Below are 25,987 nucleotides of genomic sequence, written 5' to 3' on the forward strand. Positions count from 1 at the left end.
CGCATGGACATTCTCGAATCGATCGATGAACGCGGCGTCGCCGATCTGACGCTCAATCGTCCGCGGCGGCGCAATGCGTTCAATCGCGCCTCGATGCTGGAGCTGACGAAGATATTGCGCCGCCTCGACTCTAGCGAGCGCGTACGCGTCGTGACGCTTTCCGGCGCCGGCGGCAATTTTTGCGCCGGCGGCGACATCGAATGGATGCGCGGCCTCGCAACCGCCTCGCCACAGGCGCAAGAAGACGACGCGCGAGCGCTCTCGGAAATGTTCCACACGCTCGACACACTCTCGAAACCGACGCTTGCGGTGGTAGAGGGCGCGGCTTTCGGCGGCGGCGTTGGTCTTGTCGCCTGCTGCGACGTCGCCATCTCGGAGAGCGGCTCGAAATTCTCCATGAGCGAAGTCCGGCTTGGCCTCGCGCCGGCGGTTATCGCGCCTTATGTCGTAAGAGCCGTTGGCCCTCGGACGGCGCGCGCCTTGTTCCTGACCGGCGAGCCCATTCCGGCCGACAGAGCCCTGCAAATCGGGCTCATTCACCAGATCGCCCATAAAAACAACATCGATGCGGCCCGCGATCGTGTGATCGACGCGTTGCTTCTCGGCGCGCCAGGCGCTCAGACACAGACCAAGGGCCTTGTCGCGCTCTGTGAGCAACGGCCCATCGATCTGTCAATCAGACGAGAAGCAGCGCGACTGATTGTGGCGCGTTGGGCGTCGTCAGAAGGAACAGAAGGCTTGAGCAGCTTCTTGGAAAAGCGCACGCCAAATTGGCGCTTAAGCCGGAAAGCCTGACATGTTTCGAAAGGCGCTTATCGCAAACCGCGGCGAAATTGCCTGCCGCATTATGCGGACGGCGCGCGCGATGGGCGTCGCCACTGTAGCAGTCTATTCGGATGCGGATGCAAATTCCCTGCATGTAGCGATGGCCGACGAAGCATTTCGAATTGGCCCGTCGCCGGCGCAAGAAAGCTATTTATCGATAGATCGAATTCTCGAAGCGGCGCACCGGAGCGGCGCGGGCGCCATTCACCCTGGCTATGGCTTTCTTTCCGAGAATGCGGATTTCGCGGAACGCTGCGAGAAGGCAGGAATTGCGTTCATCGGGCCGCCCGCTGGAGCCATGCGTTTGATGGGCTCCAAGGCGCAAGCCAAGGAATTGATGGCGCGCAGTGGCGTGCCGATCCTGCCCGGTTACCATGGCGAAGCGCAGGAGGCCACATTGCTGGCTGAAGCCGCTGCGGCGCTCGGATTCCCTGTTCTCGTCAAAGCGTCGGCCGGAGGTGGCGGACGAGGCATGCGCGTCGTTTCGACACCCGGCGAGCTCGATCATGCATTGGAAAGCGCAAGGCGCGAGGCAATAGCCGCGTTTGGCGACGGCCGCTTGATGGTCGAAAAATATTTGAGTCACCCCAGGCATGTGGAGGTCCAGCTCTTTGCCGACTCACATGGCCGCATCGTGACCTTTCCCGAGCGAGATTGCTCCTTACAGCGCAGGCGCCAAAAGGTCGTCGAAGAAACGCCTGCGGATCTCCCTACCGAGCTGAGCCACTCTATGCGCGCAGCCGCGATGAAGGCAGCCCGCGATTCGGGCTATCTCGGCGCAGGCACCGTTGAATTTCTCGTCCAGGACGGCGCTTATTATTTCCTCGAGATGAATGCGCGGCTTCAGGTCGAACATCCGGTTACAGAGATGATTTCCGGCCTCGACCTCGTAGAATGGCAGCTCCGCATCGCCGCAGGCGAGCCCCTGCCTCTCGTTCAAGACGACATCGAGACCAGAGGCTGCGCCATCGAGGTGCGCATTTGCGCAGAGAACCCGGCAGAAGGCTTCATACCCGCAACAGGCGTCATCTCTCATCTTCGCTTCCCGGAGCAGAATGCGCATGTGCGAGTCGATTCCGGCGTTCGAGAAGGCGATACAATTTCGTCCTATTATGACTCGCTCCTCGCAAAGCTCGTCGCCTGGGGCGAAGACCGGGCGGGCGCCGTCGCAGGGCTGCAAAATGCGCTCGACCGCTGCGAGCTCGTAGGCGTCTCGACAAATCTCGATTTCTTGCGCGCGCTCGTCAGGGCGCCGCAATTCGCGCTTGGAGACTATGACACGAGCTTTATCGCCGCCTTCCAGAACGCGACCCCGGCTGCGGAGCCGGAGGATGAGAAATTTCTCTTTTCCGCAGCGGCGGCGGCCTGGTTCGATGACGTAACCAAAAGCGTAACGCGAGACGCCGGAGCGTCTGGCGATCCTTGGTCTCCATGGAGCCAGGCCGATGCATGGCGACTTAACGATCAAGCTTCGCATCCAATCGAATTTCTCGGGGCCGGCAAGTTGTTTGCGGGGCGGCTTCGCCCGCTAGGGACCAGCGCGTTTCTGCTTGAAGCTTCTCCAGAGACGTTACATGTGCAAACGAGCCGAAACGGCGACAGATGGACTCTTTTCGTCAACGGCATGAAACGTGATGCGACAATCGTTCCAGAGGGAAAGCGCTATGTCGTCATACTGGCGGGACGGAATTATTCTTTCGAACGCTTGGACCTGTTTACGCCGGGAACGCCAGATCAAGCGAGAGAGGAGACTCTCCTCGCCCCGCTCCCGGCCCGGGTAACGCGCATTCTCGTCAAGGCGGGGGATCGCGTCTCGAAGGGAGAACAGCTCCTCATGCTGGAGGCTATGAAGATGGAAATCACTGTCACCGCGCCGCGCCACGGAGAGGTCGAAGATATTTTCTGCAAGGAGGGCGAGACGGTTCGCGAGGGCGCGGATCTCGTGCGCCTCGCGGAGGCGTCGTGACTCTTCCGGCGCGCGTTCAGATCGTCGAGGTCGGGCCGCGTGACGGCCTCCAAAATGAGATGGCCGTCACGCCCGTCGCCGTGCGCACGCAGCTCATCGAGCTTCTCGCGCGCGCTGGGCTCAATCGCATCGAAGTGGGAAGCTTTGTCTCGGAAAAGGCCGTCCCACAGATGGCCGGCACGGCGGAAGTCCTGGCGTCGATCCGCGTTCCAAAGGGAGTGAATCTGTCGGCGCTTGTCCCGAACATGCAAGGTTTCGCTGCTGCAACGGCGGCCGGCGTTGGCGATATCGCTTTATTCGCCGCGGCCTCAGAGAGCTTTTCTCGCAAAAACCTCGGCTGTGGCGTAGACGAGAGCTTCAACAGATTTGCGCGCGTTGCGGCGGCGGCGAAAGACGCGGGACTGGCGATGCGCGGCTATGTTTCCTGCGCGCTCGGATGTCCCTATGAGGGCAAGGTCGATCATACCCGCGTCGTCGAGACCGCGCAGCGCTTGCTTGCTCTCGGCTGCTATGAAATTTCGCTGGCGGACACGATCGGCGTCGGAACGCCGGTTGCCGCACGCGAGCTGATCCAACGCGTGGCGCAAGTGATCTCCGTCGAGCGCATTGCCGTTCATTTCCATGACACCTATGGCCAGGCCTTGGCTAATATCTTCGCCTGCCTGGAACATGGCGTCTCGGTCGTCGACAGCTCCGTCGCAGGTCTTGGAGGTTGTCCCTTTGCGCCTGGCGCCGCTGGGAATGTTGCAACGGAAGACGTTGTCTACATGCTTAATGGCTGCGACGTCGAAACCGGCGTGGATCTCGGCAAGCTCCTCGACGCCACGCGCTTCATCTGCGCGAGTCTCGACCGACCGCCCGAGAGCAAAGTCGCGCGCGCCCGGCTCGCGGGGGAGAGCTTGCCTAGCCAGCGTTGCGCGACAAATTCCGAGTAGGCGCGGGCGAGGAACAGACAGTGGGCACGTGTTCGACCGCCGGATTGACTGCTGAACAGCTCGCGATACGCGAGATGGCGATGGCCTTCGCGCGAGAAAGGCTTGCGCCTTTCGCCAGCGATTGGGATAGGGATAAGTTTTTTCCGGTAGAGACCATGCGCGCCGCCGCCGACCTCGGCATGGCGGCGATCTATGTTCGCGAAGAATCTGGCGGCGCAGGCCTCTCTCGATTGGATACGGCGCTGATTTTCGAAGCGCTTGCGACAGGCTGTCCCGCGGTCGCCGCTTATCTCTCGATCCACAATATGTGCGCCTGGATGATCGACGCTTTCGGCACGCCCGCGCAGCGTGAGATCTGGATGCCCCGCCTCGCAAAGATGCAGTTCTTCACAAGCTATTGCCTGACGGAGCCCGGCTGCGGGTCTGACGCCGCCGCATTGCGCACCCGCGCCAAAAAACGCGGCGACGCCTATGTCCTGACCGGCGAGAAACAATTCATCTCGGGCGCAGGCGCGGGCGGCGATGAGCATCTCTATCTCGTGATGGCGCGCACCGGCGTCGAAGGCCCATCGGGAATTTCCGCCTTTCTTATCGAAGGCGGAAGGCCGGGCATAACGCTCGGCGGCAATGAGCGGAAAATGGGCTGGAATGCGCAGCCCACGCGGGCCGTCGTTTTTGACGACTGCGAAACGCCGGCAAGCAGCATGCTGGGTTCCGAGGGGCGCGGATTTGCGATGGCGATGGCGGCGCTCGACGGCGGCAGGTTGAACATCGGCGCTTGCTCACTCGGCGGCGCCGACGCCGCTCTCAACCGGGCGCTCGCATATATGAAGGAGCGCAAGGCCTTCGGCCGACGGCTCGACGAGTTCCAGGCGCTGCAATTTCGTCTGGCGGATATGGCCACCGAGCTCGAAGCGGCGCGCGCGCTCTTGTGGCGCGCCGCCTCGGCGCTCGACGCCGGGGCCGAGGACGCAAGCAAGCTTTGCGCTATGGCGAAGCGCATAGCCACCGACATCGGCTTCGATGTCGCCGACAATGCGCTGCAATTACTCGGCGGCTACGGCTATCTTTGCGACTATGGGCTGGAGAAGATCGTGCGCGATTTACGGGTCCATCGCATACTCGAAGGCACGAACGAAATCATGCGCCTGATCGTCGCGCGCGCGCTTCTCGAAAGCGAAACAAAATGAGCCAGGAAGAGGCGCTTCTCGTCTCTCGCGAGCGGAGGATCGGGCGCATTCGACTCAATCGGCCGAAGGCGTTGAACAGTCTGACGCTGGATATGGTCCGGCGCTTCAAGCAGGCGCTCGACGATTTCGTCGCCGATCCCGATACAGTTGCGGTGCTCGTCACAGGCGAAGGCGAGCGCGGCCTCTGCGCGGGCGGGGATATTCGCGCGCTTTACGAATGCCGCAACAACGGGAAGGAGCATTACAAAACCTTCTGGCGTGAGGAATATGCGCTCAATGCGCGGATCGCGTCGTTCTCGAAGCCTTATGTCGTGCTGATGGACGGCATTGTCATGGGAGGCGGCGTCGGCGTTTCGGCGCATGGGAACCGGCGAGTCGCCACAGAGCACACCCAGCTCGCCATGCCCGAGACGCGGATAGGCTTTATTCCGGACGTCGGCGGCACTTGGCTGCTGGCACGGGGGGCCGGCGCTGGCGTCTATATGGCCCTCTCAGGCGTTGCTGTCGGCGCAGCTGACGCCATGCATGTCGGACTCTGTGACCAGATGGTCCAATCCTCACGCATCCCGGAGCTCGTCGAAAAATTGGCGTTCGCGTCCAGCGGCGATCAAATCGACGCCACTCTTGCCGCCTTTGCGATCGAGCCCGAGAAGGGCGAATTGCAGCAGCGCAAGGAGGAGCTGGATCGCGTGACCGCTGCGGATAGCGTCGAGCATATCCTCGAAAATTTGCGTGCGAGTGGATCGGCCTTCGGCAGCAAGGCGGCAAAGGAAATCTGCCGTAACTCGCCAAGCAGTTTGAAGGTCACATACGCCCTTTTGAAGCGCGCGAGGACCGCCGAGAGGTTGGAGACCTGCCTCATCAGCGAATATCGCGCTGCATGCAGCTTGCTGGACGGTCACGACCTTTACGAGGGAATCCGAGCCGCGCTCATCGATAAGGACAAGACACCCAGATGGCGCCCGCCGTCACTCGAGGAAGTCGATGAGAACGCAATCAAGAAGATCCTCGAAGGACGCGGCGACCCGGAACCTGATTTCGGCGCTCCGCCGCAATAGGCCCTGGCGCTTCCCGATCAGCGCCCCTGCCCCACTTCACCAATTGACGTGGCAAGCTGAGAAGACGGCAGATCGAGCATGAAAGACCAAGTCGTCATTGTCGGCGCCGCCCGGACGCCCATCGGCGCCTTTCTGGGAGAACTGGCGCATGTCGCCGCGCCCCAACTCGGTGCGCGCGCCATCGACGCGGCTGTGACTCGCGCAGTCACGCCGAAAGACCAAATCGACTCATGCGTGATGGGGTGCGTGTTGAGCGCCGGCTTGGGCCAGGCGCCGGCGCGGCAAGCCGCTCTCGGCGCAGGACTTGGCGTCGAAACGGGATGTGTCACCGTCAACAAAATGTGCGGCTCGGGCATGCAGGCCCTTATCTCCGTCCACGACCAGCTCTTGGCGGAAAGTACCGATCTCGCGGTTGCAGGCGGCATGGAGAGCATGAGCAATGCGCCCTACCTGCTGGATCGCGCCCGGTCGGGCTTTCGCATGGGACATGGGCGCGCGATCGATCATATGTTTTTCGACGGCCTGGAAGACGCCTATGAAAAAGGACGGCTGATGGGCTCCTTCGCCGAAGATTGCGCGACGGACTACCAGTTCACCCGCAAGATGCAGGATGAATTTGCGCTCCGATCGCTCTCGCGCGCGCAGAACGCCGCGCGGGAAGGTCTTTTCGACGAGGAAATCACGCCTGTCGCTCCCCGCAAAAACGAGGCGCCGATTGTCAGGGATGAGCTGCCGCAGAAAGCCAATGCCGAGGCGATCGAGAAGCTTCGGCCGGCGTTCCGCCCGGACGGCACATTGACTGCTGCAAATTCGAGCGCAATTTCGGACGGTGCCGCAGCTCTGGCGTTGACGCGCCTGAAGGAGGCCGAGCGCAGAGGGCTGACGCCCCACGCCAGGCTCGTCGGCCACGTCACCCACGCCGGACCTCCCGGTAAATTCCCAACCGCGCCCATCGCAGCGATCCGAAAATTACTGGATAAGGTCGCGTGGCGCGCCGAAGACGTCGATCTCTACGAGATCAACGAAGCCTTCGCCGTCGTCACGATGGCCGCGATGCGCGATCTCGCCCTCCCCGACGAAAAGGTGAATATTCATGGCGGCGCCTGCGCGCTTGGCCATCCCATCGGCGCCTCGGGCGCGCGGATCGTCGTGACCCTGCTCTCGGCGCTTGAACATTATGGTCTTCGGAAAGGCGTTGCGGCGCTCTGCATCGGCGGCGGGGAAGCGACGGCCGTCGCGATAGAGCGCTGTTTCTAGCGCCAGCGCTTGAGCAGCATCATCTTGTGGAGGCGGTCCATCGCGAGCTTTCTCGCAGCCTCCGCGGACGGAATATTCGCCGTGCGGGCGCGCTCGAGCGTCAGCCACGTGTTGCGGCCCACCTTCTCTTCGATGGCGGCCAGAGCGATCGCCTCGGAGCCGCCGCCATATTCGACGGCGCCGGAGATCACACCGCCGGCGTTGGCGATAAAATCCGGGACACTGATAATGCCGCGTTCAAACATTCGCGCTTCGGCGTCCTTTGTCGCTGGGACATTGGCGCCCTGCACGACAAGCTTGCAGTCGAGACGATCAACATTGTCGACGCGTAGCGCATCGGGGCGCGCCGCTGGAATCCAGATATCGCACGGAACGGCGACCAGCGAGTCGCCAGGGATGGCTGTTGCATTGCGGTAAGCAGCGACGCTTTTACCCGCGCGCTTGAGTTCCGCCAGCGCTTCAATGTCGAGCCCATCCGGGTTCGAGATCGCCCCGGCGATATCCGCGACGCCAACGAGTCGCGCGCCTTTCTTTGCAAGGAATCGCGAGGCGTGCTCGCCGACGGCGCCAAAGCCCTGCACGACGACGCGCGCGCCCTCCAAGGAAAGGCCGGCGAAAGGCGCGGCGACTTCAGCCGCAATGGCCACCCCGAAACCCGTCGCGCCGATTTCGTTGAGCGGAATGCCGCCTATTTCGGCCGGAAGGCCGACCGCGCGTCCGATCTCGTCGTGAATCCAGCCCATCGCGGATTCATCCGTGCCCATGTCGGGTCCGGGGATATATTCGACGAGCGGCGCTATGGCGCAAGCAAAGGCGCGGATCAATCGCTCCTTCTCACCTGGCGGCATGGCGGGGTCGCCGAAAATGACCGACTTGGCGCCGCCATGTCGCAAGGAACAGGCCGCGTTCTTCAGCGTCATCGCGCGGGCCAGACGGAAACATTCGAAGACGGACACGTCGGGAGCCATGCGCGTCCCGCCGATCGCAGGGCCGGCGGCGACATTGTCGATGACGACGATCGCCTGCAGCCCAACCGATGGCGTATTCAAATGAACGATTTTCGCGGGCCCCAGCTCGTCGCCGAATGTGAAAAGTTCCGCTGCCATGTTCTTCGACATAACGACTAGCTTGGAAGCCAGAGGCCCTTGGTCAAGAGGCCCCATGGCGCGCCGCTATTGTGCAGCGCAGGAAGGCGGCGCTTGAAAATTCGACTGCCTCAACGTGACTTCGCGCTTCAATGCGCTACTTCAGCCTGCATCGAAGCGCTGACCTGGTTTGCGCTGTCACTTGAACGCGACGAGTCTCGCATGGGCATACATACAAGCGTTGACCCAGAGACCGGTGCTGTGCGCTTCCTATCGCCAGAAGGCGCCCTATGCCGCCCGATCCCCTCGTCGCTCAGCGACGAATTGCTCGTGACGCTCTATCGGGCGATGACGCGCACCCGGATCTTCGACGGCAAGGCAGTCGCCTTGCAGCGCACAGGCCAGCTCGGCACCTTTGCTTCCGCTCTCGGCCAGGAAGCCGTTGGCGTCGGCGCCGCCGCCGCAATGCAGGCGCACGACGTCCTCGCGCCGTCTTACCGAGACCACGGCGCGCAATTCCTGCGCGGGATGACCATGGCCGAATGCCTGCTCTATTGGGGCGGCGACGAGCGGGGCAGCGACTTCGCCGGCCCTCGCCTGGACTTCCCAAACTGCGTGCCCGTCGCAACGCAAATTGCGCATGCGGTGGGCGCGTCTTATGCCTTCAGGCTGCAGCGCGCGGATCGCGTGGTTGTCACCTTCATCGGCGACGGCGGGACCGCCAACGGCGGATTTTACGAGGCTTTGAACATGGCCGGCGTCTGGAGGACGCCAACCGTGATCATCATCAACAATAATGGCTGGGCGATCTCGACGCCATGCGCGCTCGAATGCGCGGCGCCGACGCTCGCACAAAAAGGCGTCGCTGTGGGCATCGAGGGTTGGCAGATCGACGGCAATGATGTCGTAGCCGTCTACGACACTGTCCGTCAGGCGGTCGAAAAGGCGCGCGCCGGCCAAGGGCCGACTTTGATCGAGGCCCTCACTTATCGCCTCGGCGACCACACCACGGCCGACGACGCCACGCGCTACCGCGACCCAGAACTCGTGCGGCGCGAATGGGCGCGCGAGCCGATCGCTCGGCTACGCGCCTATCTTCTACGGAAGGGCGCCTGGAACCAGGAAAAGGAAGACGCGCTGCAACGCGAAAGCCTGGAAGAGGTTGGGCAGGCGGTCAACGCCTATCTCGCCACACACTCCGCCGGCTGCGACGCCATGTTCGACCATCTCTACGCGACGCTTCCCGCGAGTTACGTCTCCCAGCGCGACACGGCGCGCCGATTCGAGCCAAAGGGCGGAGGCGGGCATGGCTGAGCTGAGCCTTGTCGAGGCGGTCAACCACGCGCTCGCTTACGAGATGGCCAATGACGAGAGCGTGCTGCTGCTCGGCGAGGACATCGGCGTCAACGGCGGCGTGTTTCGCGCCACCAATGGCCTGCAAGCGCGCTTTGGACGCGAGCGAGTGATCGATACGCCGCTTGCCGAGGGGGCCATCGCGGGCGTCGCGGTCGGCATGGCCGCCATGGGGCTCAAGCCAGTTGCGGAGATCCAGTTCACCGGCTTCATTTATCCAACCATCGACCAGATGATCAATCACGCTTCGCGCCTGCGCAATCGCACACGGGGGCGGCTGACCTGTCCGATGGTGCTGCGTTCGCCCTATGGCGCCGGCATTCACGCCCCCGAACATCATTCCGAAAGTCCGGAGGCGCTTTTCGCGCACATGCCCGGCTTGCGCGTCGTCGTCCCGTCGTCTCCGGCGCGCGCCTATGGCTTGCTGCTTGCGGCCATGCGCGATCCCGACCCCGTCGTCTTTCTCGAACCGACGCGGCTCTATCGCTTGTTCAAGCAGGAGGTTGCGGACGAAGGGGAAAGCCTGCCGCTCGACGCCTGCTTTCTGTCGCGCGAGGGAAAGGACGTTACGCTCGTCGCCTGGGGCGCCATGATGCAAGAGACGCTCGCCGCGGCGGACGCTCTCGAACAGCAAGGCGTCGACGCGGAGGTTATCGATGTCGCGACCATCAAGCCTCTCGACATGGAAACCATCCTTCGCTCTGTCGAGAAAACCGGTCGCTGCGTGATCATCCACGAAGCGCCCCGCACGGCCGGATTCGGTGCCGAGATTGCGGCTGAAATTGCCGAGCGCGCGCTATTTTCGCTGCTAGCGCCAGTGAAGCGCGTCGCCGCCTACGACGTCGTCGTGCCGCTTTCGCGCCTGGAACGCCAATATATCCCGAGCGTCGATCGCATCGTCGACGCCGTGCGCAGCGTCATGGAGGGGTCATGAGGACATTCCGACTGCCCGATCTGGGCGAAGGCTTGCAGGAGGCCGAGCTCGTCGAATGGCGCGTGAAGCCGGGAGAAGAAGTCTCCGTCGACCAGCTGCTCCTGGCGGTCGAAACGGCTAAGGCGGTCGTCGAGATCCCCTCCCCCTGCGCGGGTCGAATCGAAAGAATTTTCGCCAATGCCGGCGACATTATCCGCGTCGGCGCGCCTCTCGTCGAATTCGAGGGGCAAGCGGCCGATGACGCCGGCACAGTCGTCGGCGCTGTCGAGAGCGGCGCAAACATATTGCGTGAAGCGCCTGTGTCCTTCGGACGGTCCGGCAGCTCTGTGCGTGTCATTCCAGCCGCCCGCGCTCTTGCGAGAAAACTCGACGTCGACCTTTCGATGGTCACGCCGTCGGGAGCGGATGGGGTCATCACTCCCGACGATGTGCGCCGCGTCGCTAAAATACTGAGCGAGACCGAACCCGCCGAACCTTTGCGAGGGCCGCGGCGCGCCATGGCGCAGAATATGGCCTTCGCCCAGGCGGAGGTCGCCCCGGCAACCGTCATGGACGACGCCGTCGTCGACGCCTGGGAGCCTGGCGCGGATGTCACCATCCGCCTGATCCGCGCGCTTGTGAAAGGTTGCGAAGCCGAGCCGGGACTCAATTGCTGGTTCGAAAGCGCGACGCTCTCCCGCCGGATACTCAGAAAAATCGATGTTGGAATTGCCGTCGATACGCCCGACGGACTCTTTGTCCCAGTCTTGCGCGACGCCGGCGCCCGAGACCCAAGCAATCTGCGCCAAGGACTCGACCGGATGCGCGCAGACATCCATGAAAGGCGCGTTCCACCCGAAGAGTTGCGCGGCGCCACGATCACCCTGTCTAATTTCGGAACCATCGCCGGACGCTATGCAGCGCCGGTCGTTTTGCCGCCGACGGTGGCGATACTCGGGGCGGGGCGTATCAGAGCCGAGGTGAAGGCTAAAGATGGCGTCCCCGCCGTATCGCGTGTTCTTCCCCTGAGCCTGACATTCGACCATCGAGTCGTCTCCGGCGGCGAAGCCGGACGGTTTCTTTCGGCCGCAATATCGGATCTTACGCTCGCGACTTAGGCTCGATGAGCCGATCGCGTTCAGATGCCTGTCTGTTCATCGATCGACTTAAGCCAATCGAAACCGATAAGCACGCCCTTGGCCAGCTACTATGCGCAGCGAGCCGCATGTAATAGCTAGATGAGCGACGGAACGGGGACCACATTATTCACCAGTGGAAGCCGAGCAATCCTATCCTTCCCGAATCCTGATCCGCGTGAATGCGCGGATCAACCACAGCCACAGCAATCCAAATGAGTGAGCTAATGACCAAGCGCGCGCTTGTGACGGGCGTCACGGGACAGGACGGAGCCTATCTCTCGCAGTTCCTGCTCGAAAAAGGTTACGAGGTTCATGGCGTCGTTCGTCGCTCCTCGCATCGCGGCGTCGAGGACCACCGCTTGCGCTGGCTCGGGATCAGCAGCAAGGTTCATCTCCACGACGCCGATCTCATCGATCTCTCCAGCCTTCTGCGCACGGTCGAGGAGGTCAAGCCCGACGAGATCTATAATCTCGCCGCGCAATCCTATGTCGCCTCCTCCTGGCGCCAGCCCCTGCTCACCGCCAATGTCACCGCCGTCGGCGTGACCAATGTGCTCGAAGCCATGCGCCTCGGCGCGCCGGGCGCACGCTTCTACCAGGCTTCCTCCTCGGAGATGTACGGGCTCATCCAGGAGCCCATGCAGAGCGAGAAGACGCCTTTCTATCCGCGCTCGCCTTACGCCGTCGCTAAGCTCTACGGTCATTGGATCACGGTCAATTACCGCGAGAGCTTCGGGCTGCACGCCTCGTCCGGCATTCTGTTCAACCACGAGAGCCCGCTGCGCGGCGTCGAATTCGTCACCCGCAAGGTCACGCGCGGCGTCGCCCAGATCAAGCTCGGCCAGGCGAGCGAGCTGCGGCTCGGCAACATCGACGCCAAGCGCGACTGGGGCCACGCCAAGGATTACGTGCGGGCGATGTGGCTGATGCTGCAGCAGGACAAGCCCGACGACTACGTCGTGGCGACCGGCGTCACCACCACTGTGCGCGACATGTGCAAGATCGCCTTCGACCATGCCGGGCTCGACATGGGCAAGCATCTGGTCATCGACCCGGCGTTTTATCGACCGGCCGAGGTCGACGTGCTGCTAGGCGACGCCAGCAAGGCCCGCCGGGCGCTGGGTTGGGAGCCGCAGATCAATCTGGACCAAATGATCCGCGAAATGGTCGACGCCGATCTTGAGCGCCTGCGGCGCGAGGCTTGAGAGAACGTCAGCGCCGAGCGCAATGGCGCTCGCCAGCTTCCCGCGACCCCGCCAGCGACAGCCTGCCTAAAGACTGGCGGCGGTCGCGATTGCCGACACCGCCTCGTCAACGCCAGTGGCTTCGATCGCCGCCTTCGGTCGGCCTTGAAGAACGTCTTCCAACGCCACGCCGAGCCCCTGCGCGTCCTTGAGGCCATTTGGCGCCAAAGCAAAATTGCAATGCTCCGCCGCCCATTCCACAAGGCAGTCGGTCTCCGGCCAATTCTCTCTCGGCGCCATAACGATGCCGACAGAGGCGCAAGCTGCCTCGACCACCGTGCAATAGCTATCCTTGCAAATGACCGCATCGACCGAAAACAGCAGGTCGAGCATCGAAAGCCCCGCAGCTTCGGATGTTGACACGTCGTCCCGAAGCGGAGCGATCGCCCGGCGCATCAACCAGCGTAAACCGGACACTCGCGGAAGATCGAGCGACTCTGGATTCGGCAGACCTCCAAGCGTTAACAACGCAAGCTTCTCGCCTTCGCCAAGCTTGAGACGCTTTCGCAGCTCTTCTATACGTCGAACGCCTTTGCGCGCAATTGGCCCAATGGAGCGTCGTCGGGGAAGATCCGACATGTTCATATGCGGCCGCGGCTGTAAGAATGCCTCGACCTCCGAATAGGCCCGATGCATCGTTTGCTCGATGTGACGGGCTTCCGGGCGGCACCCAAAGTAGCTTTTGTAGATGTCCATCCAATTCATGCAACAAAGGGCAATGTTCGGCACGCCGGCGCGCCGCGCCGCTGCGAGGCTGAGGGGATTAATATTCGACACCACCGCCGAGGGCCGCAAAGCCTGCATGAATTGCTGCTCAGCATTCAGAACTTCATCCCACCTGGCATACAACTGCGCATAGGCGGCTGCGCTGGCTTCCAAGTCGACCGACATCGCATCCGGCGCGTCCATGGTTGCTTCCGCAGGCGCGTCGCCAAGCTGGATATCTGAAGAGATAAACTCCTTGACGATGCTCCTTGGGTGTTTGGTGCGCACAAACATCCGCACGTTCGGGAAACATTGCTGCAGTCTTTCGATAACCGGAGCCGTTTGCGATAAATGCCCAAAGCCATGGTTGGATATGTCGAATAGAATCGTCTTCACGCTCATCCGCCAAAGCCCCCGCGCAACCCGCAACCCAGCCCCTGCCTTCGACGCGCACGCGCCTGCCTCCTACGCTGCAACGGCCCCGCACGCATCTCTTTGGCTAAGCTGTTCCAGATACCATTGGTAGGTGCTCGCGATCCCCTCTTTGAGCGCCACCTCCGGCCTCCAGCCGAGTTTGGCGATGCGGCTGGAATCCATGAGCTTGCGCGGCGTGCCGTCCGGCTTGGACGAATCGAAAACGATACTCCCGGTGAAACCGACGGCGCAGGCGATCGTTTCGGCAAGATCGCGAATTGCGATCTCGCTTCCGGCGCCGCAGTTGATATGCTCATAATCATCGTAATGATCCATGCAAAAGACGACGCCCCTCGCCAGATCATCCACGTGCAGAAATTCGCGCATCGGCGAACCTGTACCCCAGACAACAACTTCGCGGCGGCAATCGCATTTCGCTTCGTGGAATTTCCGCATGAGCGCCGGCAACACGTGGCTGGTCGTCAGGTCGAAACTATCGTTTGGACCATATAAATTGCAGGGCATCACTGAGATATAACGTCGACCATATTGACGACGATAGGCCTGGCAGAGCTTGATGCCGGCGATCTTGGCGACCGCGTACCATTCATTGGTCGGCTCGAGCGGGCCGGAAAGCAGCGCCTCCTCTTTGATCGGCTGCGGCGCGAACTTCGGATATATGCACGAGGACCCCAAGAATACGAGTCGATCGACATTCGCGGCATGAGCTGAATGAATGATGTTCGTCTCAATCGCGAGATTGTCGTAAATGAAATCGGCTGGGAACGTATCATTCGCATATATCCCGCCGACCTTCGCGGCAGCGAAGATAATGGCGTCCGCGCGATTTTGTTTCAACCACAACTCAACCGACCGCTGGTCCCGCAAATCGACGACGGAACGATCGACTTTCATCACTTCGTCGCCACGCGCTTCCAAGCACCTGGTAACCGCCGAGCCAACCATCCCTTTATGGCCAGCCACCCATATACGTTGTCTGCCCATGTGCGCGATCCTCCAACACTAACCCACGAAGCACCTCGGCGAACTCATGATCGCCACCGACTCTATGTCGCGCTGCTCTCGCCTATTTTGCCTCTGCCGCCTGAGCGGTCTTCGTCGGCGCTGCGCCAAAATCAAGCGTCCGTTTTTCCTTCCTCTTGGCGGAAGCATATTTCTCGTGCCTTATGAGATAGCCAGCGAGGCGCCCGTAGCTGCTTTGCGCGTGCTTCTTCAAGTCGACCTGCGTGAGCACAACGGTCGTCTCCTGGCAGCGTATATTTCTTAGAAGTTCGATCGCGTTCTCGGCGTCATCGAAGCGTGTCCGCTCCCATTTTACAAGGAACAGCACTTCATCTGCGAAACGGGCGAGCAAGCGTGTATCCGCGACGTCGAGCAGCGGGGGCGCATCGAAGAACACCCAATCGTATTTTCCTCGCAGCGCCCCCAGAACGGCAGGCAAGCGTGCGCCCGCATTTGGTTCCGAAAGCTCCGCCGAAATCCGGCCAAATGGAAGGTAATCCACACCGAGGCTCGGAATCCGATGGATGGAGTTGATTAAGCTTCGACCGGCTTCGCTTGGATTGCCGCCCCGAGAGTCCTCCGCCGAGCTCGCCTCGCCATTAAGCGGCAATGCCTCGGGCCAGATATCGAAGTCGACGATCAACGCCCGACGCCCATGGATCGCCGAGAGGGCAGCGAGACTGAGGCAGAGTGTGGTCTTGCCTTCACCCGCGCTACCCGATGTCACCATCACTGTTTTGGGCGGCGCGCCGCGGACATCCGATTGCAAGACATCGGTCAACAATTGAAGCGATTGTGCGAACGGCGTCGAACGCTCCATAAGCAGCGTGCGGTATGGCCAATCTTTTCTCCTGAGCGGAACGTGCGGCACCACGGCGGCGCAAGGAACGCCCAGTGACGCCATGACATCTTTTTCACTTCTGATGCGCCGATCGAATTGAGAAACCCAGGCTGCGAACCAATTCCCCGCGAAACCAAAGGCGATCATCGCGGGGATGATGAGTAGGAACGGATTTATCGAGCTCGGTCTGTCCGGTATCGGGGCATAGGTAAGAACCCGCGCATCCGGACTGCAATGTTCGATCCGCTCACGGATGATGCTTACCTGCCGCTCGAGTGCGGGCTGCGATTGCCGAGCCGCAGACGCCTGAGTCAATGCCTCGCGGATGCGCTGGTCCGTGAATTTATTGCGTCCGCTCGCGTCATGGACTGCTTCCGCCTGATTCTGTAAGAGATTGCGAGCCAGGCTGTCTGTCTGTACCGCTTGAGATTTTAAGACGCCCAGCTGGGCCGATATTCGAGTCAGCTCAAGCTCCAGCGTATTTCTCTTGGTCTCCACAGATCCGGTGACAAAAAGATCGGCGACTCGATTGACGAAAGCAGCCGCTTTAATTGGATCTGGATAAGAGAAGTTTATTGTGATGACATCGGAGTGCCCCTCCTGAGAAACCTTCAGCCGCTTCTCGATGTCCTCTGGCTGCAAAGCCCCGCCCGTAGGCTTTTTCGTCAATGCGCCAAGCCAGATCTCGAGGCGACGCTTCAGCTCGGCGACATTGAGCTGACCGGCCTGCGGCGACGCATCAAGACCGGTGGCGGCTTCGGCAACGGAGCTGGCTTGATTAGGAGGCGAGTCCCATATTCCAGCCATCGCGCGACGTAAAAAGTCGCGTGAAAGCAGTTTGGCCATGCTTGTCTCGATTGCCGCCGGCTGTGCGGGCGCATTTGCGGGCTGCGCCCCATTTGCCGCTTCGGCCCCGGTAGCGACGTCCTTTTGCACTTCGATCAGAAGCTGAGATTTTGCGGAATACACAGGATTGAACAGAAGTCCGCCGCCGCCGACCAGTATCCCTCCGAGAAGCGCACCAGCGACAATAAATGCAGTTCGCTTTTTGAGTGGCGCCTTCCGAGGAAGGGAAGGTCGGCTCGAGATCTGATCCAGGGGTTGGTGTATCGTCGACGCCCGCTCGAATGGCTCGGAAATCCTTTGCTGTCGTTGCGCAGAAACTCCGAATGAAAAAATGTCGACCGAAGGAGCTTCCGGCGGCGTTTCGGCGCGCCTCGACCAAAGACGCTTCTTGTAGCGCTTATGGCCACTCATCGCCGGAGCGCGACCATTCGAGTGAAGCAAGCTGGCGTGAACACCATTTCGTTGCTTGCCATATTTGGAAACCGCGCCGCCGACATCTTCCTGCCCATCGGCCGGTCGCGCGGCCCGCGTCTTGCTGATTCCGGAAGGCTTCTGTCTTGAGAATTTCATTAGCATGGACCCTGCCTGAAGAATGAACGTCACTCGCTTTACCAGCGGTCCCACAACAATGCCTGAGGAAAGCCTACGTTCTTTCTTGGTAAAGACAACATAGACAAAACGGATAATCCCTAATATCCAGGCAGGCTCACATCCTATGTCGCACGTTTGAATTAGTCATTTCGTCATACGTATTGCTACGGAGCCGTATAATACGGACAATACGACGATTATTTGCTAAAAAAACATTGAAGACGCGTCTGATTTTAATTAGAGGTAGGAAGTCCGGATGACCTCAAAATAACTCGTCGAGCTATACTTATTCAGCTCGAGTTCTCGCTTCCCGGAGGCCCCATGCACAGGCGAAGCTATCCAGACCACAAGACTGTCGTTACAGCAATAGTAGAACGCAACGGCTTGTTTAGAGACGGCCTAGTCGAAATCCTCCAAACGAGCAGATTCAACGTCGTTTTGTCGGCGCCGGCAATAGACGCAGACGCAATCACCGTCATCCGGGAAAACAAACCCGATTTGCTGGTCATCGACTTGGGTCCGGACCTCCTGGACACGTTGAGCCAGATCAAGCTCTTCAAAAGCTTTTGCACGGACTCTCCTGTCGCGGTGCTCGCTCCAAGCTTGGATAGCGATTTGGCGTCGCTATTCCACGAGGGAGCCTCGGCCTTCCTTAGTAGCTCGATGCGGGGCGAAGCGCTCATCAAGGCCCTAGAGCTTGTCATGCTTGGAGAAACCGTCTTGCCTCAACAGCTGCTCTCCGCCCTGCTCGTCAACTCCAAACGCAGCATCCCAACCGCCTCCCCTAAATTGCAGACTGAACCGTTGGCGAATGAACTGAAACGCGGGATCGATTCGCTCGCCGTCGCTGGGGATCGCGGGCCACATAACACGGTGATGAAGAACGACGCGACGCCTCAATTCTCTGATCAGGAACGACGGATCCTACGGTGCCTCGTCGAAGGCGACTCGAACAAATCCATCGCCCGCAAGATTGGGATCGCCGAGGCCACAGTCAAAGTGCATGTGAAAGCGATCCTGCGCAAAATCCGTTTGCAGAATCGGACCCAGGCCGCGGTCTGGGCTCTGAGCCAAAGTCAACTTCTGACAAGCGAGAGCGCCAAAGGAAAGCTTGATCCTTCCGCCGCGCGAGACTCCTCCGTCGCTCTCATTGAAACGCCTCCTCAATAGGCTCGACCGAAAACAAGCGCGAGAGGCGTGCGCAGCATGATCCATATGTCCAGCCACAGAGACCAGTTCTTTACGTAAAGAACGTCGAAATCCACGCGTTGTTTCATATCGCTGAGCTTGGCCGTCTCACCGCGAAAGCCATTCACCTGCGCCAGACCTGTCATGCCTGGGAGGACATGCAGACGATACACATAGTTCTGTATAAGCGCCTTATATTGGGCGTCATGCGCAAGGGCATGCGGCCGCGGCCCAACAAGCGACATGTCGCCTTTCAATACATTGAACAGTTGTGGAAGCTCGTCGATGCTGGTCTTTCGCAGAATGCGGCCGACGCGATTGATCCGCACATCGTTCTTACGGGCTTGTACGATTGATGCGCCATTTTCCAACACATTCATCGTGCGGAATTTGTAGATCACGAATTTCCTTTCGTTGAACCCGCTCCGCATCTGCCGGAATATGACTGGACCCGGGCTCCCCAGTTTAACCGCGATCGCACCCGCGAGAATGACGGGGGAGAGCAAACACAGCGCCAGGGAGGCCAGCACAATATCGCACCCCCGCTTGATCGCGCGTTCTGTGGCGCTCATGGCGATGCGTGGCATTTCGATCGAGAAGCCGGCTGGCTCGCTCACAGATGTCGCGCCGCTCACCAATTTCCGCACCGAACGGTCTGGAATCAGTCGGACCGGAAGCGCCGAGCTACGCAGCCGTTCATCGATTGCCGCGATCAGATCGACATCGCGCCAACGAAACGCGATGACAAACTCGTCCACGTTCGCGTCTTGCGAAATCCTAATGGCTTCGTCCAACTTGGCGAGCCCAGCGTCGGTTAGTTTGCCGTCTGCCGCCGCCTTATCATCGAGAACGATCCGAGCAACTTCTCTGAACCCAAAGGAGAGATTCAAGTGAGATGCGCTCAAACGCCGAAGCTCATCAACATCGCCAATGACGATAGCCCTACGACCTACGACCAGCCGTTTTGCTATGAAGGTTCGGAGCGCACGCGAATACGCGCGTCTAATTGCGAGCAACCCCACAAGACCGACCGCGCCTGCGGCAAACAAGAGTCCAACGTGAGGCGCATCCGGCAGATGCAAAGGGTAGATAATTGCGAGCTGAACCGCTATGGCCAGCAACCATGAAACGATTATCTGATCGCGATGTTGCCGCGCGTCTAGCAGCGCGGTCATGCGATAGAGTCCTTTTGGTTGGCACAGCAATGCATAAACGACGATGCCAACCTCGCTCAGCGCAATCGTCTGTTCAGGCGCCGCCGTGAGCGACAAAAAGGCTTGGCCGATCCACGCAACCGCAATGGCTCCGCTCAGAATGCCGATCGCCTCCGCCAGCAACACGCCAGCCAACACATATGGATACGAAATACGCCATCTTGTCCTGCCCGGATTGAATTTTACCGCGGCCCCTTCAGACCACGATGAAGCGCCACGAACGACATGAGGAGAGAGACGCTGCCAAAGCATTGAACTATTTCTCCGACGATGGTTTCGCTCAGAGAAATGCTAGTTCGGCGGGCTTCTTCATCTCAATTTCTTTGGGGAGTTACTCCCCATGATCGCGCGATTTCCAGCATGTGCGCGCGACTACTTTGATCAATACAGCATCCGCTTGAGTTCTGGCTCACCTGCTTGGTTGCGAGGAAACCCCGCTATTCATCGCCAATCGTCAGACTCAGGGGCCATTTAGCGTGGCTCCAGGAAATTCTACACAACAAGCCAAGAGCGATCGCAACGCCGAGAACCGCCCTTTGGAACGTCAATGAAAGCCACAATAGCTTGCGCGGATATTATTTTCCCGTCGACGTTGGCGCAAAGGGAGGACGCGTGCATCGCCTTATGCGCGACGGCGCCCTCCCCACAATTAGGCGTGCCCGATGTCACCGATCGCTACAGCGACAGCTCAGGCCTTCTGCAATTTCAGCAGACGATGAAACAGCACTTGTCTCGCGCCCAAATATAGAAAAGCCGGAACGACGACCGCATATCGCCGCCATAGCCGCGTCGGCTCAGACGCCAAACGAAAGAGCCATTCCAACCCACTTCGCTGCATCCACTTCGGCGCCTCTGGTTTCGTTCCGGCCAAAAAATCGAAAGCCGCTCCCACGCCGATCATGACCGGCGCCTCTATGCGACCGAAATTTGTCGCCATCCAGCGCTCCTGCTTGGGCGCGCCAAGGCCGACCCACACGACATCCGGCCGCGCTGAGTTGATCCTCTCAACTATTTCAAGGTTTTCTGCGGCTGTGAGCTCGCGAAATGGCGGACACAACACGCCCGCCGCTTCGAGCCCCGGATGGCTGGAGATCAACTTTGCGCTAAGCGTAGCAGCAGTTCCCGGAGCACCGCCAAAATAAAAATTGCGGAATCCAAGCTGCGAAGAGAGTGCTGTGACTTCCCGCATAAAATCCGTTCCGCGCACTCGCTCGATCCGGGTTTTACCGAGCAGCCTCGAAAGCCACACGATCGGCATTCCATCCGGCAAGGACAACGCCGCGTCCCCGTAAACATCCTTCAGCTTCTCATTTCTGCGAGCCACGAGAGCCGCATTTGCGTCAGTAACGCAGATATAGATTCTCTTACGCTCACGGATCGCTTGCTGCACGACAGCCACCGCCTCACCGAGATTCGTAGCGCTGACCCTAACTCCAAACACATGCACATCCTCCCCCCCGACCTCTTCTGAAGAGATTTGCAACGTGGCAGCAGAAGCATCCTCGGATCTTTTTGCAAAAGGTCGCAATGCTTTCGTCCTTCTCGCTGGAGCCTCGAGGCGCACGTCATCGTGTGCCCGTCATAGTTCGATGACGATAGGCAGGCCGCTAATTGAGGAACATTGCTCAAGCGGATGCGGATTATCGCGGGGGTTAGCTCTGAAGGATGCCCCGGCTACTCCCTAAGCCAACGCCAGTTGGGCCTTTCGTTCGAATAGCGCTGCAAAGCGTCGCCCGAGCCGGTTCGACGGCGCCTCGATCGCGCGATAAGCGATCATGGCGACGGCAAGCGATAGGGCCGGGACAATGATTGGAACTAGCACGACCGGCATTGGATGTCCGGGCCAGATGCGCACAGCAAGCTGAAAGAAGGGAACATGGAGAAGATAGAGGCTGAACGAAATTCGCCCCAAAAGCTCGAGGGGTTTTGATTCCAACGCAGCCCTTATCCGCTTCCCGCTACCGAGAGCTAGGACGATATACACACTTGCGAGAAGCCCCAACGGAAGATCTGCGAGCCATTTCCCGGCAGGCAGCAGCACCGCAGTGGCGAGTCCGAGGACTATGAATTTCACCGAACCTGACGACTCTTCAACCATCTTGATGATTGACCTCCGGTGACGAGCGATAACGCAACCGAAGACAAAGAAGGTAGAAAAGTGAGCCGTTAGTAGCGCTGCCGTTAGAGGCGAGTAGGAGTAGAAAAGCGATTCTGCTCGATAACCAAGGAGCCACAGAAACGCGTCAACCACGAGGCAGCCAACGAGCGCAACGCTTATCGCGGCATAGGCATGAAGCCTATAGATGATCACCATCAGAAGCGGAAACACCAAGGATATGCGCAGTTCGTATATCAGGCTCCAGACAACATTGTTCAGCCTGACGCTGTCGATATCGCCAATCATGAGAAGATGGTGATAAAGCAGAGGCAGAGATATCTCCCCATGGGGGAGGTTGTTATTGAACCAGGCGCCGTAAGACGGAATTTCCGCAGCGGGAATGAGCAAAAACAGCCAATAGGAAAGGAAGATCGAAAAAGCAAAAGGCAGGTAGATTCGAAAGAACCTGCGGATGACGAATCCGAAGTAGGACACAGTTCGCTCGAACGAGATTGCGAGAACGAACCCGCTGAGCACAAAAAATAGAATTACAGAGGGACGGCCGCTAACGAGCAAACGCAGCGGGGTATGATCGATCCACCAAAATACGCCAACGCCGGTATTGTCGAACGCTTTGTAGCAGTGGTGAAAAACGACGAGAAGCGCTGCTATCCCGCGCATTGAATCAAGGCATCTGAAGCGGCCTTCCTCTCGTCGCTCGATATCGACGTGGACGCCGGCTTTTTTCTCGATAGTCTGCGCGTCTCCCATCCAGTACCTCCTCTAACGCGACGACTCCGAGTCGCCTCAAAGAAGCCTATCTGGCTTCAGCCTTTCGGCAACTGCTACGAGTGGACTAAGTCGTACACACAATCGTCGAGTCTGAATAAGAGGTCGAGCGCAGCACTCCATTAGAGGTAGCCCGTATATTTAATTCAGCGAGAGCGCAGAATGTGGCATTCAACCTCGGGTGGAAGTTCTTTCTCTGGCGGGAGAAGAGCTTTGCCACGAGGCGGCGCGGTGGGCGAGGCAGGCGGCGGCGATTGAGCGCACGCCTCTCTGACCCACGAGGGGAAATACGCCCATGAAACAATTTGCTTCAACAGCCGTATCTTCTACAGGAAATATTGTTCCGACGGGGGTGACCCCGCCACGTTCAGCCAAGATCCACCTTGGTCCTGGATTTCGTATAAGACTCGATTTCGACAGGCCGACGCCGGAGCTGCTGGAAGCTTTCGAAGGACTGGACGTCGCAGACATCTCCGATCAAATGAACAGGCTTTACGCAGTTGATCCCGAGATCAAGTGCTTGGCTTCGCCCGAAAGGCGATTGATCGGTCCCGCGTGTACCGTGCGCGTTTTTCCCGGCGACAATCTTATGGTGCATAAGTCGCTTGATGTCGCTCAGCCCGGAGACGTCGTCGTCATCGACGCCCACGGGTCCTCGCTCAACGCTGTGCTCGGCGACATGATTTGCACGAAAGCGAAACACCGCGGCATCGCCGGCTTTGTGGTGGACGGGTATGTGCGCGATATTGAGGGTGTGAGAGAGACCGGCTTTCCGGTGTTCGCTCGAGGCACAACGCCCGTGGGGCCGCTCCATAGAGGCCCCGGCGAGATCAACTATCCCATTTGCTGCGGCGGCGTCGTCGTGCACTCAGGCGACATCGTTGTCGGCGACACGAGCGGCATCGTCATCGTGCCGCAGGCGCACGCCCCCGAAGTTCGCGACCGCCTGCTCGACTACCTTAGACGAAACGCGGATTACAGACGAAGCCTAAGGGCCGGAACCTTTTCGAACGCATGGGTCGATGACGTCCTTGGCTCATTGGGGTGGAGGTCGTGAGTTTTCTCAGGGGCGATTATCTGTTGCGCCGACTTTATGGCGGTTGCTAGCCTAGTTGCGGCTAAAATACTTCGAGGAGCGCTCACTCATGGTTGACCACCACAAAGTCAACTTCCCCCAAACTCAACCAGCCGCGATCGTCATTGATGGAACATTCAACAACTTGTCTGTGGCTCGAAGCCTTGTCCGAAGAGGGATCAAGGTCTACGTCCTTTGCGATTCGCGCGAGCCTGTTCGATTCGCTCGTGGCGTCACATGGCTGCGCATGCCCGATAACGGCTCGCCCGCGTCATGGGAGAAATTTCTACTGGGGCCCGAGTCGGATTATCTCAGCGGATCGATGCTGCTTGCCTGCAGCGACCCCGCGATAAAGATGATCGCCGAAAATAACGAAACGCTCTCGCGTAAATTCCTTCTCGAGGAGGGCGAACCGGAAACCCGCCTATGCCTCCTCGACAAGCTGCGAACCTATTATGAAGCTCAGGAGGCGGGCGTGCCAACGGTGGATTTCGCGCTCGTTGAATCTGGCGCCGAGCTCCACGGGCTGATGTCTCGGTTTCGCTTTCCGATCATTCTTAAACCGCTATATTCGCCGGACTCTGAGCGCCTCGGCGGAAAATTTGTGATGGCGCGCAATGAGAGCGAGCTCCTATCCCTCAAGGACCGGCTTGCGTCAGGGATTAAAACCGTTGCGATGGAATTCGTTCCAGGAGGCGACGATCTCTTGTGTAGCTACTATTGCTACATGGACGAAAAGGGAGAACCAATCGTCGAATTTACCAAGCGATTGCTTCGTAGATCTCCGATCCACACCGGCAACGCTTGTTACCACATTACGGACTGGAATCCGGAAGCAGCCGAGCTGGGGAGAAAATTTTTCAAACATGTAAAGCTCCGTGGAATCGGAAATATCGAATTCAAGCGCGATCTGCGTGACGGCAGGCTGAAGATTATTGAAGCGAACGCGCGCTTCACCCTTGGAACCCCTTTGCTTGTTGCGAGCGGCGTGGATCTCGCTGGGATCACCTACGCGCGCTTGACGGGCCAGCCCGTGGCCCCCATTCAAGATTACAAAAAAGACCTCGTATTTTGGCTACCTGCCGAAGATACGCGGACATTTTGGCAATTGCGGTCTCGTGGCGAGATCACTTTCTTTCAATGGCTGCGTAGCATAGCGCGTGCGCGAGTGTTGCCATATTTTTCATGGACCGACCCGGCGCCAAGCCTCTATCTCAACGCGCAGCGCGCCATGCAGCTCTTCGAAATCTGCCGCGTGAAACTCCTCGGGCGGCGCTTGGATTTTCCCCTGCCGAGGGTCGAGGCCGGGAAGAAATCATGACACGCATCGCTCTTTTATCGCCTGGCGCCCTCGGCGCACCAATTGGGCGCGCTCTGGCGGCGGCGGGACATGAGGTGCTCTGCGAGGTTTCTGGGAGAAGCGACCAAACGAGGCAGCGCGCCATCGAAGCCGGCCTGCTTCTCGCCGCATCACTTCCGGAGATGATCAGCTCATGCGAAGTGATTCTCTCCTTTGTGCCGCCAGCTCAAGCGTTGCCCATCGCTCAACAAGTTTCGACGATCCGGGCGGAAGGTGGCGCCCGGACGTCCTCATCCAGGCCGATTTACATCGACGGCAACTCCATTTCTCCATTGACGGCCCAAGACGTTCTTGAAGCTCTGGCGCCCGCCAATGTCCACGCGGTCAAAGCGAGCGTATTCGGGCCCTCCGACACCCTTACGTTTGATAACATCGTCGTCGTAAGTGGCGAAGCCGCCATGGATGCGGCGGCGTTTTTCGAGCCCTTCAGCCGAGTTAAAATAGCCGGCCCGAATTTCCGGGCGGCTTCGGCAGTCAAAATGTCGATGGCCAGCGTAACGAAAACCTTACCGGTTCTTTTCCTGGAGGCAATGAACTCCGCCGCAAGCTCCGATCAACTCGAGCTCACAATCGCTCTTTTCGAAGAGCTCTATCCCGGCATATCGCAGTTCCTGCGTCGAACGCTTCCGACCTATGTCAATCACGCTCGGCGCCGGGTGGATGAAATGCGCGAGATAGAAAATTGGGTCGACGCCATGGGAGGCGACGCACCCATCACTCGGAGCGGCCGGCTCGCGCTAGGAAGCCTCCATTTGGACGAGATTCCGGCCGAGCATTCGAGGGATTTCCTTTCCCTAACGAAGGCCGCCGTCAGTCGGAAGGCTTCTGTGCAACCGGAATAAAGGCGGGAAAGCCGCTGCTCCGCCGATCTATTTTTT

The 25,987-nt window shown here is 59.7% G+C and carries 21 protein-coding genes; 14 read left to right on the forward strand and 7 right to left on the reverse strand.

Features of this window, described 5'->3' with window-relative positions:
• Window positions 1-3 precede the first annotated feature (3 nt).
• The 6 genes from OGR47_RS15640 to OGR47_RS15665 all read left to right on the forward strand — a co-directional run bounded on the left by OGR47_RS15640 (window position 4) and on the right by OGR47_RS15665 (window position 7,231).
• Window positions 4-795, forward strand: coding sequence for an enoyl-CoA hydratase-related protein (locus OGR47_RS15640; RefSeq protein WP_165054322.1), 792 nt, complete (start codon window positions 4-6; stop codon window positions 793-795).
• Between the two features lies 1 nt (window position 796).
• On the forward strand, window positions 797-2,791 hold the full coding sequence (locus OGR47_RS15645) for an acetyl/propionyl/methylcrotonyl-CoA carboxylase subunit alpha (RefSeq protein ID WP_165054320.1): 1,995 nt from the start codon (window positions 797-799) through the stop codon (window positions 2,789-2,791).
• Complete coding sequence (locus OGR47_RS15650) at window positions 2,788-3,726, forward strand: hydroxymethylglutaryl-CoA lyase (RefSeq protein WP_165054318.1); 939 nt, start codon at window positions 2,788-2,790, stop codon at window positions 3,724-3,726. The genes OGR47_RS15645 and OGR47_RS15650 overlap by 4 nt, the downstream gene beginning before the upstream one ends.
• Window positions 3,727-3,800: 74 nt before the next feature.
• Complete coding sequence (locus tag OGR47_RS15655) at window positions 3,801-4,916, forward strand: acyl-CoA dehydrogenase family protein (protein ID WP_246729779.1); 1,116 nt, start codon at window positions 3,801-3,803, stop codon at window positions 4,914-4,916.
• On the forward strand, window positions 4,913-5,974 hold the full coding sequence (locus OGR47_RS15660; RefSeq protein WP_165054315.1) for a 3-hydroxyisobutyryl-CoA hydrolase: 1,062 nt from the start codon (window positions 4,913-4,915) through the stop codon (window positions 5,972-5,974). The genes OGR47_RS15655 and OGR47_RS15660 overlap by 4 nt, the downstream gene beginning before the upstream one ends.
• A gap of 78 nt (window positions 5,975-6,052) precedes the next feature.
• Window positions 6,053-7,231 (forward strand): acetyl-CoA C-acyltransferase, encoded by a 1,179-nt coding sequence (locus tag OGR47_RS15665; RefSeq protein WP_165054312.1) that lies wholly within the window; start codon window positions 6,053-6,055, stop codon window positions 7,229-7,231.
• Here the strand turns inward: OGR47_RS15665 and OGR47_RS15670 are convergent.
• On the reverse strand, window positions 7,228-8,349 hold the full coding sequence (locus OGR47_RS15670) for a Glu/Leu/Phe/Val family dehydrogenase (RefSeq protein ID WP_165054309.1): 1,122 nt from the start codon (window positions 8,347-8,349) through the stop codon (window positions 7,228-7,230). The genes OGR47_RS15665 and OGR47_RS15670 overlap by 4 nt on opposite strands.
• 189 nt (window positions 8,350-8,538) lie before the next feature.
• Between OGR47_RS15670 and pdhA the strand changes: the two genes are divergently transcribed.
• The 4 genes from pdhA to gmd all read left to right on the forward strand — a co-directional run bounded on the left by pdhA (window position 8,539) and on the right by gmd (window position 12,926).
• The gene (gene pdhA / locus OGR47_RS15675; RefSeq protein ID WP_165054306.1) at window positions 8,539-9,630 is read left to right on the forward strand and encodes a pyruvate dehydrogenase (acetyl-transferring) E1 component subunit alpha; all 1,092 of its coding nucleotides are present in this window, start codon (window positions 8,539-8,541) and stop codon (window positions 9,628-9,630) included.
• Window positions 9,623-10,603, forward strand: coding sequence for an alpha-ketoacid dehydrogenase subunit beta (locus tag OGR47_RS15680; RefSeq protein WP_165054302.1), 981 nt, complete (start codon window positions 9,623-9,625; stop codon window positions 10,601-10,603). The genes pdhA and OGR47_RS15680 overlap by 8 nt, the downstream gene beginning before the upstream one ends.
• Window positions 10,600-11,700: a dihydrolipoamide acetyltransferase family protein gene (locus OGR47_RS15685; protein WP_165054299.1), complete on the forward strand. Its 1,101-nt coding sequence runs from the start codon at window positions 10,600-10,602 to the stop codon at window positions 11,698-11,700. Before OGR47_RS15680 ends, OGR47_RS15685 begins: the two co-directional genes overlap by 4 nt.
• 245 nt (window positions 11,701-11,945) lie before the next feature.
• Window positions 11,946-12,926: a GDP-mannose 4,6-dehydratase gene (gmd, locus tag OGR47_RS15690; protein ID WP_216697924.1), complete on the forward strand. Its 981-nt coding sequence runs from the start codon at window positions 11,946-11,948 to the stop codon at window positions 12,924-12,926.
• Window positions 12,927-12,992: 66 nt separating this feature from the next.
• Here the strand turns inward: gmd and OGR47_RS15695 are convergent, their stop codons facing one another.
• From OGR47_RS15695 to OGR47_RS15705, 3 genes are all read right to left on the reverse strand, one after another.
• Complete coding sequence (locus OGR47_RS15695; RefSeq protein ID WP_165056130.1) at window positions 12,993-14,072, reverse strand: hypothetical protein; 1,080 nt, start codon at window positions 14,070-14,072, stop codon at window positions 12,993-12,995.
• Between the two features lie 63 nt (window positions 14,073-14,135).
• Window positions 14,136-15,089 carry a GDP-L-fucose synthase gene (gene fcl / locus OGR47_RS15700; RefSeq protein WP_165056128.1) on the reverse strand — a complete coding sequence of 318 codons (954 nt, stop codon included), beginning with the start codon at window positions 15,087-15,089 and terminating at the stop codon, window positions 14,136-14,138.
• 82 nt (window positions 15,090-15,171) lie between these two features.
• The gene (locus OGR47_RS15705; RefSeq protein ID WP_165056126.1) at window positions 15,172-17,370 is read right to left on the reverse strand and encodes a polysaccharide biosynthesis tyrosine autokinase; all 2,199 of its coding nucleotides are present in this window, start codon (window positions 17,368-17,370) and stop codon (window positions 15,172-15,174) included.
• A gap of 336 nt (window positions 17,371-17,706) precedes the next feature.
• Here OGR47_RS15705 and OGR47_RS15710 point away from each other — a divergent pair, with 336 nt between their 5' ends.
• Window positions 17,707-18,555 carry a LuxR C-terminal-related transcriptional regulator gene (locus tag OGR47_RS15710; protein ID WP_246729894.1) on the forward strand — a complete coding sequence of 283 codons (849 nt, stop codon included), beginning with the start codon at window positions 17,707-17,709 and terminating at the stop codon, window positions 18,553-18,555.
• On the opposite strand, the gene OGR47_RS15715 is transcribed toward OGR47_RS15710, so the two are convergent.
• From OGR47_RS15715 to OGR47_RS15725, 3 genes are all read right to left on the reverse strand, one after another.
• A complete protein-coding gene (locus tag OGR47_RS15715) occupies window positions 18,549-20,039 on the reverse strand; it encodes an exopolysaccharide biosynthesis polyprenyl glycosylphosphotransferase (protein WP_165056124.1) in 1,491 nt (496 codons plus the stop codon). The two genes, OGR47_RS15710 and OGR47_RS15715, sit on opposite strands and share 7 nt — an antisense overlap.
• Before the next feature lie 436 nt (window positions 20,040-20,475).
• Window positions 20,476-21,315, reverse strand: coding sequence for a WecB/TagA/CpsF family glycosyltransferase (locus OGR47_RS15720; RefSeq protein WP_253948122.1), 840 nt, complete (start codon window positions 21,313-21,315; stop codon window positions 20,476-20,478).
• Window positions 21,316-21,468: 153 nt separating this feature from the next.
• Window positions 21,469-22,656 carry an acyltransferase family protein gene (locus OGR47_RS15725; RefSeq protein ID WP_165056122.1) on the reverse strand — a complete coding sequence of 396 codons (1,188 nt, stop codon included), beginning with the start codon at window positions 22,654-22,656 and terminating at the stop codon, window positions 21,469-21,471.
• Between the two features lie 313 nt (window positions 22,657-22,969).
• Here OGR47_RS15725 and OGR47_RS15730 point away from each other — a divergent pair, with 313 nt between their 5' ends.
• The 3 genes from OGR47_RS15730 to OGR47_RS15740 all read left to right on the forward strand — a co-directional run bounded on the left by OGR47_RS15730 (window position 22,970) and on the right by OGR47_RS15740 (window position 25,951).
• Window positions 22,970-23,731: an RraA family protein gene (locus OGR47_RS15730; RefSeq protein ID WP_165056120.1), complete on the forward strand. Its 762-nt coding sequence runs from the start codon at window positions 22,970-22,972 to the stop codon at window positions 23,729-23,731.
• An 88-nt stretch (window positions 23,732-23,819) separates the two neighbouring features.
• Window positions 23,820-25,070 carry an ATP-grasp domain-containing protein gene (locus OGR47_RS15735; protein ID WP_165056118.1) on the forward strand — a complete coding sequence of 417 codons (1,251 nt, stop codon included), beginning with the start codon at window positions 23,820-23,822 and terminating at the stop codon, window positions 25,068-25,070.
• Complete coding sequence (locus tag OGR47_RS15740; RefSeq protein ID WP_165056116.1) at window positions 25,067-25,951, forward strand: NAD(P)-dependent oxidoreductase; 885 nt, start codon at window positions 25,067-25,069, stop codon at window positions 25,949-25,951. The genes OGR47_RS15735 and OGR47_RS15740 overlap by 4 nt, the downstream gene beginning before the upstream one ends.
• Window positions 25,952-25,987 lie beyond the last annotated feature (36 nt).

Source organism: Methylocystis sp. MJC1, assembly GCF_026427715.1.
Lineage (GTDB): Bacteria > Pseudomonadota > Alphaproteobacteria > Rhizobiales > Beijerinckiaceae > Methylocystis.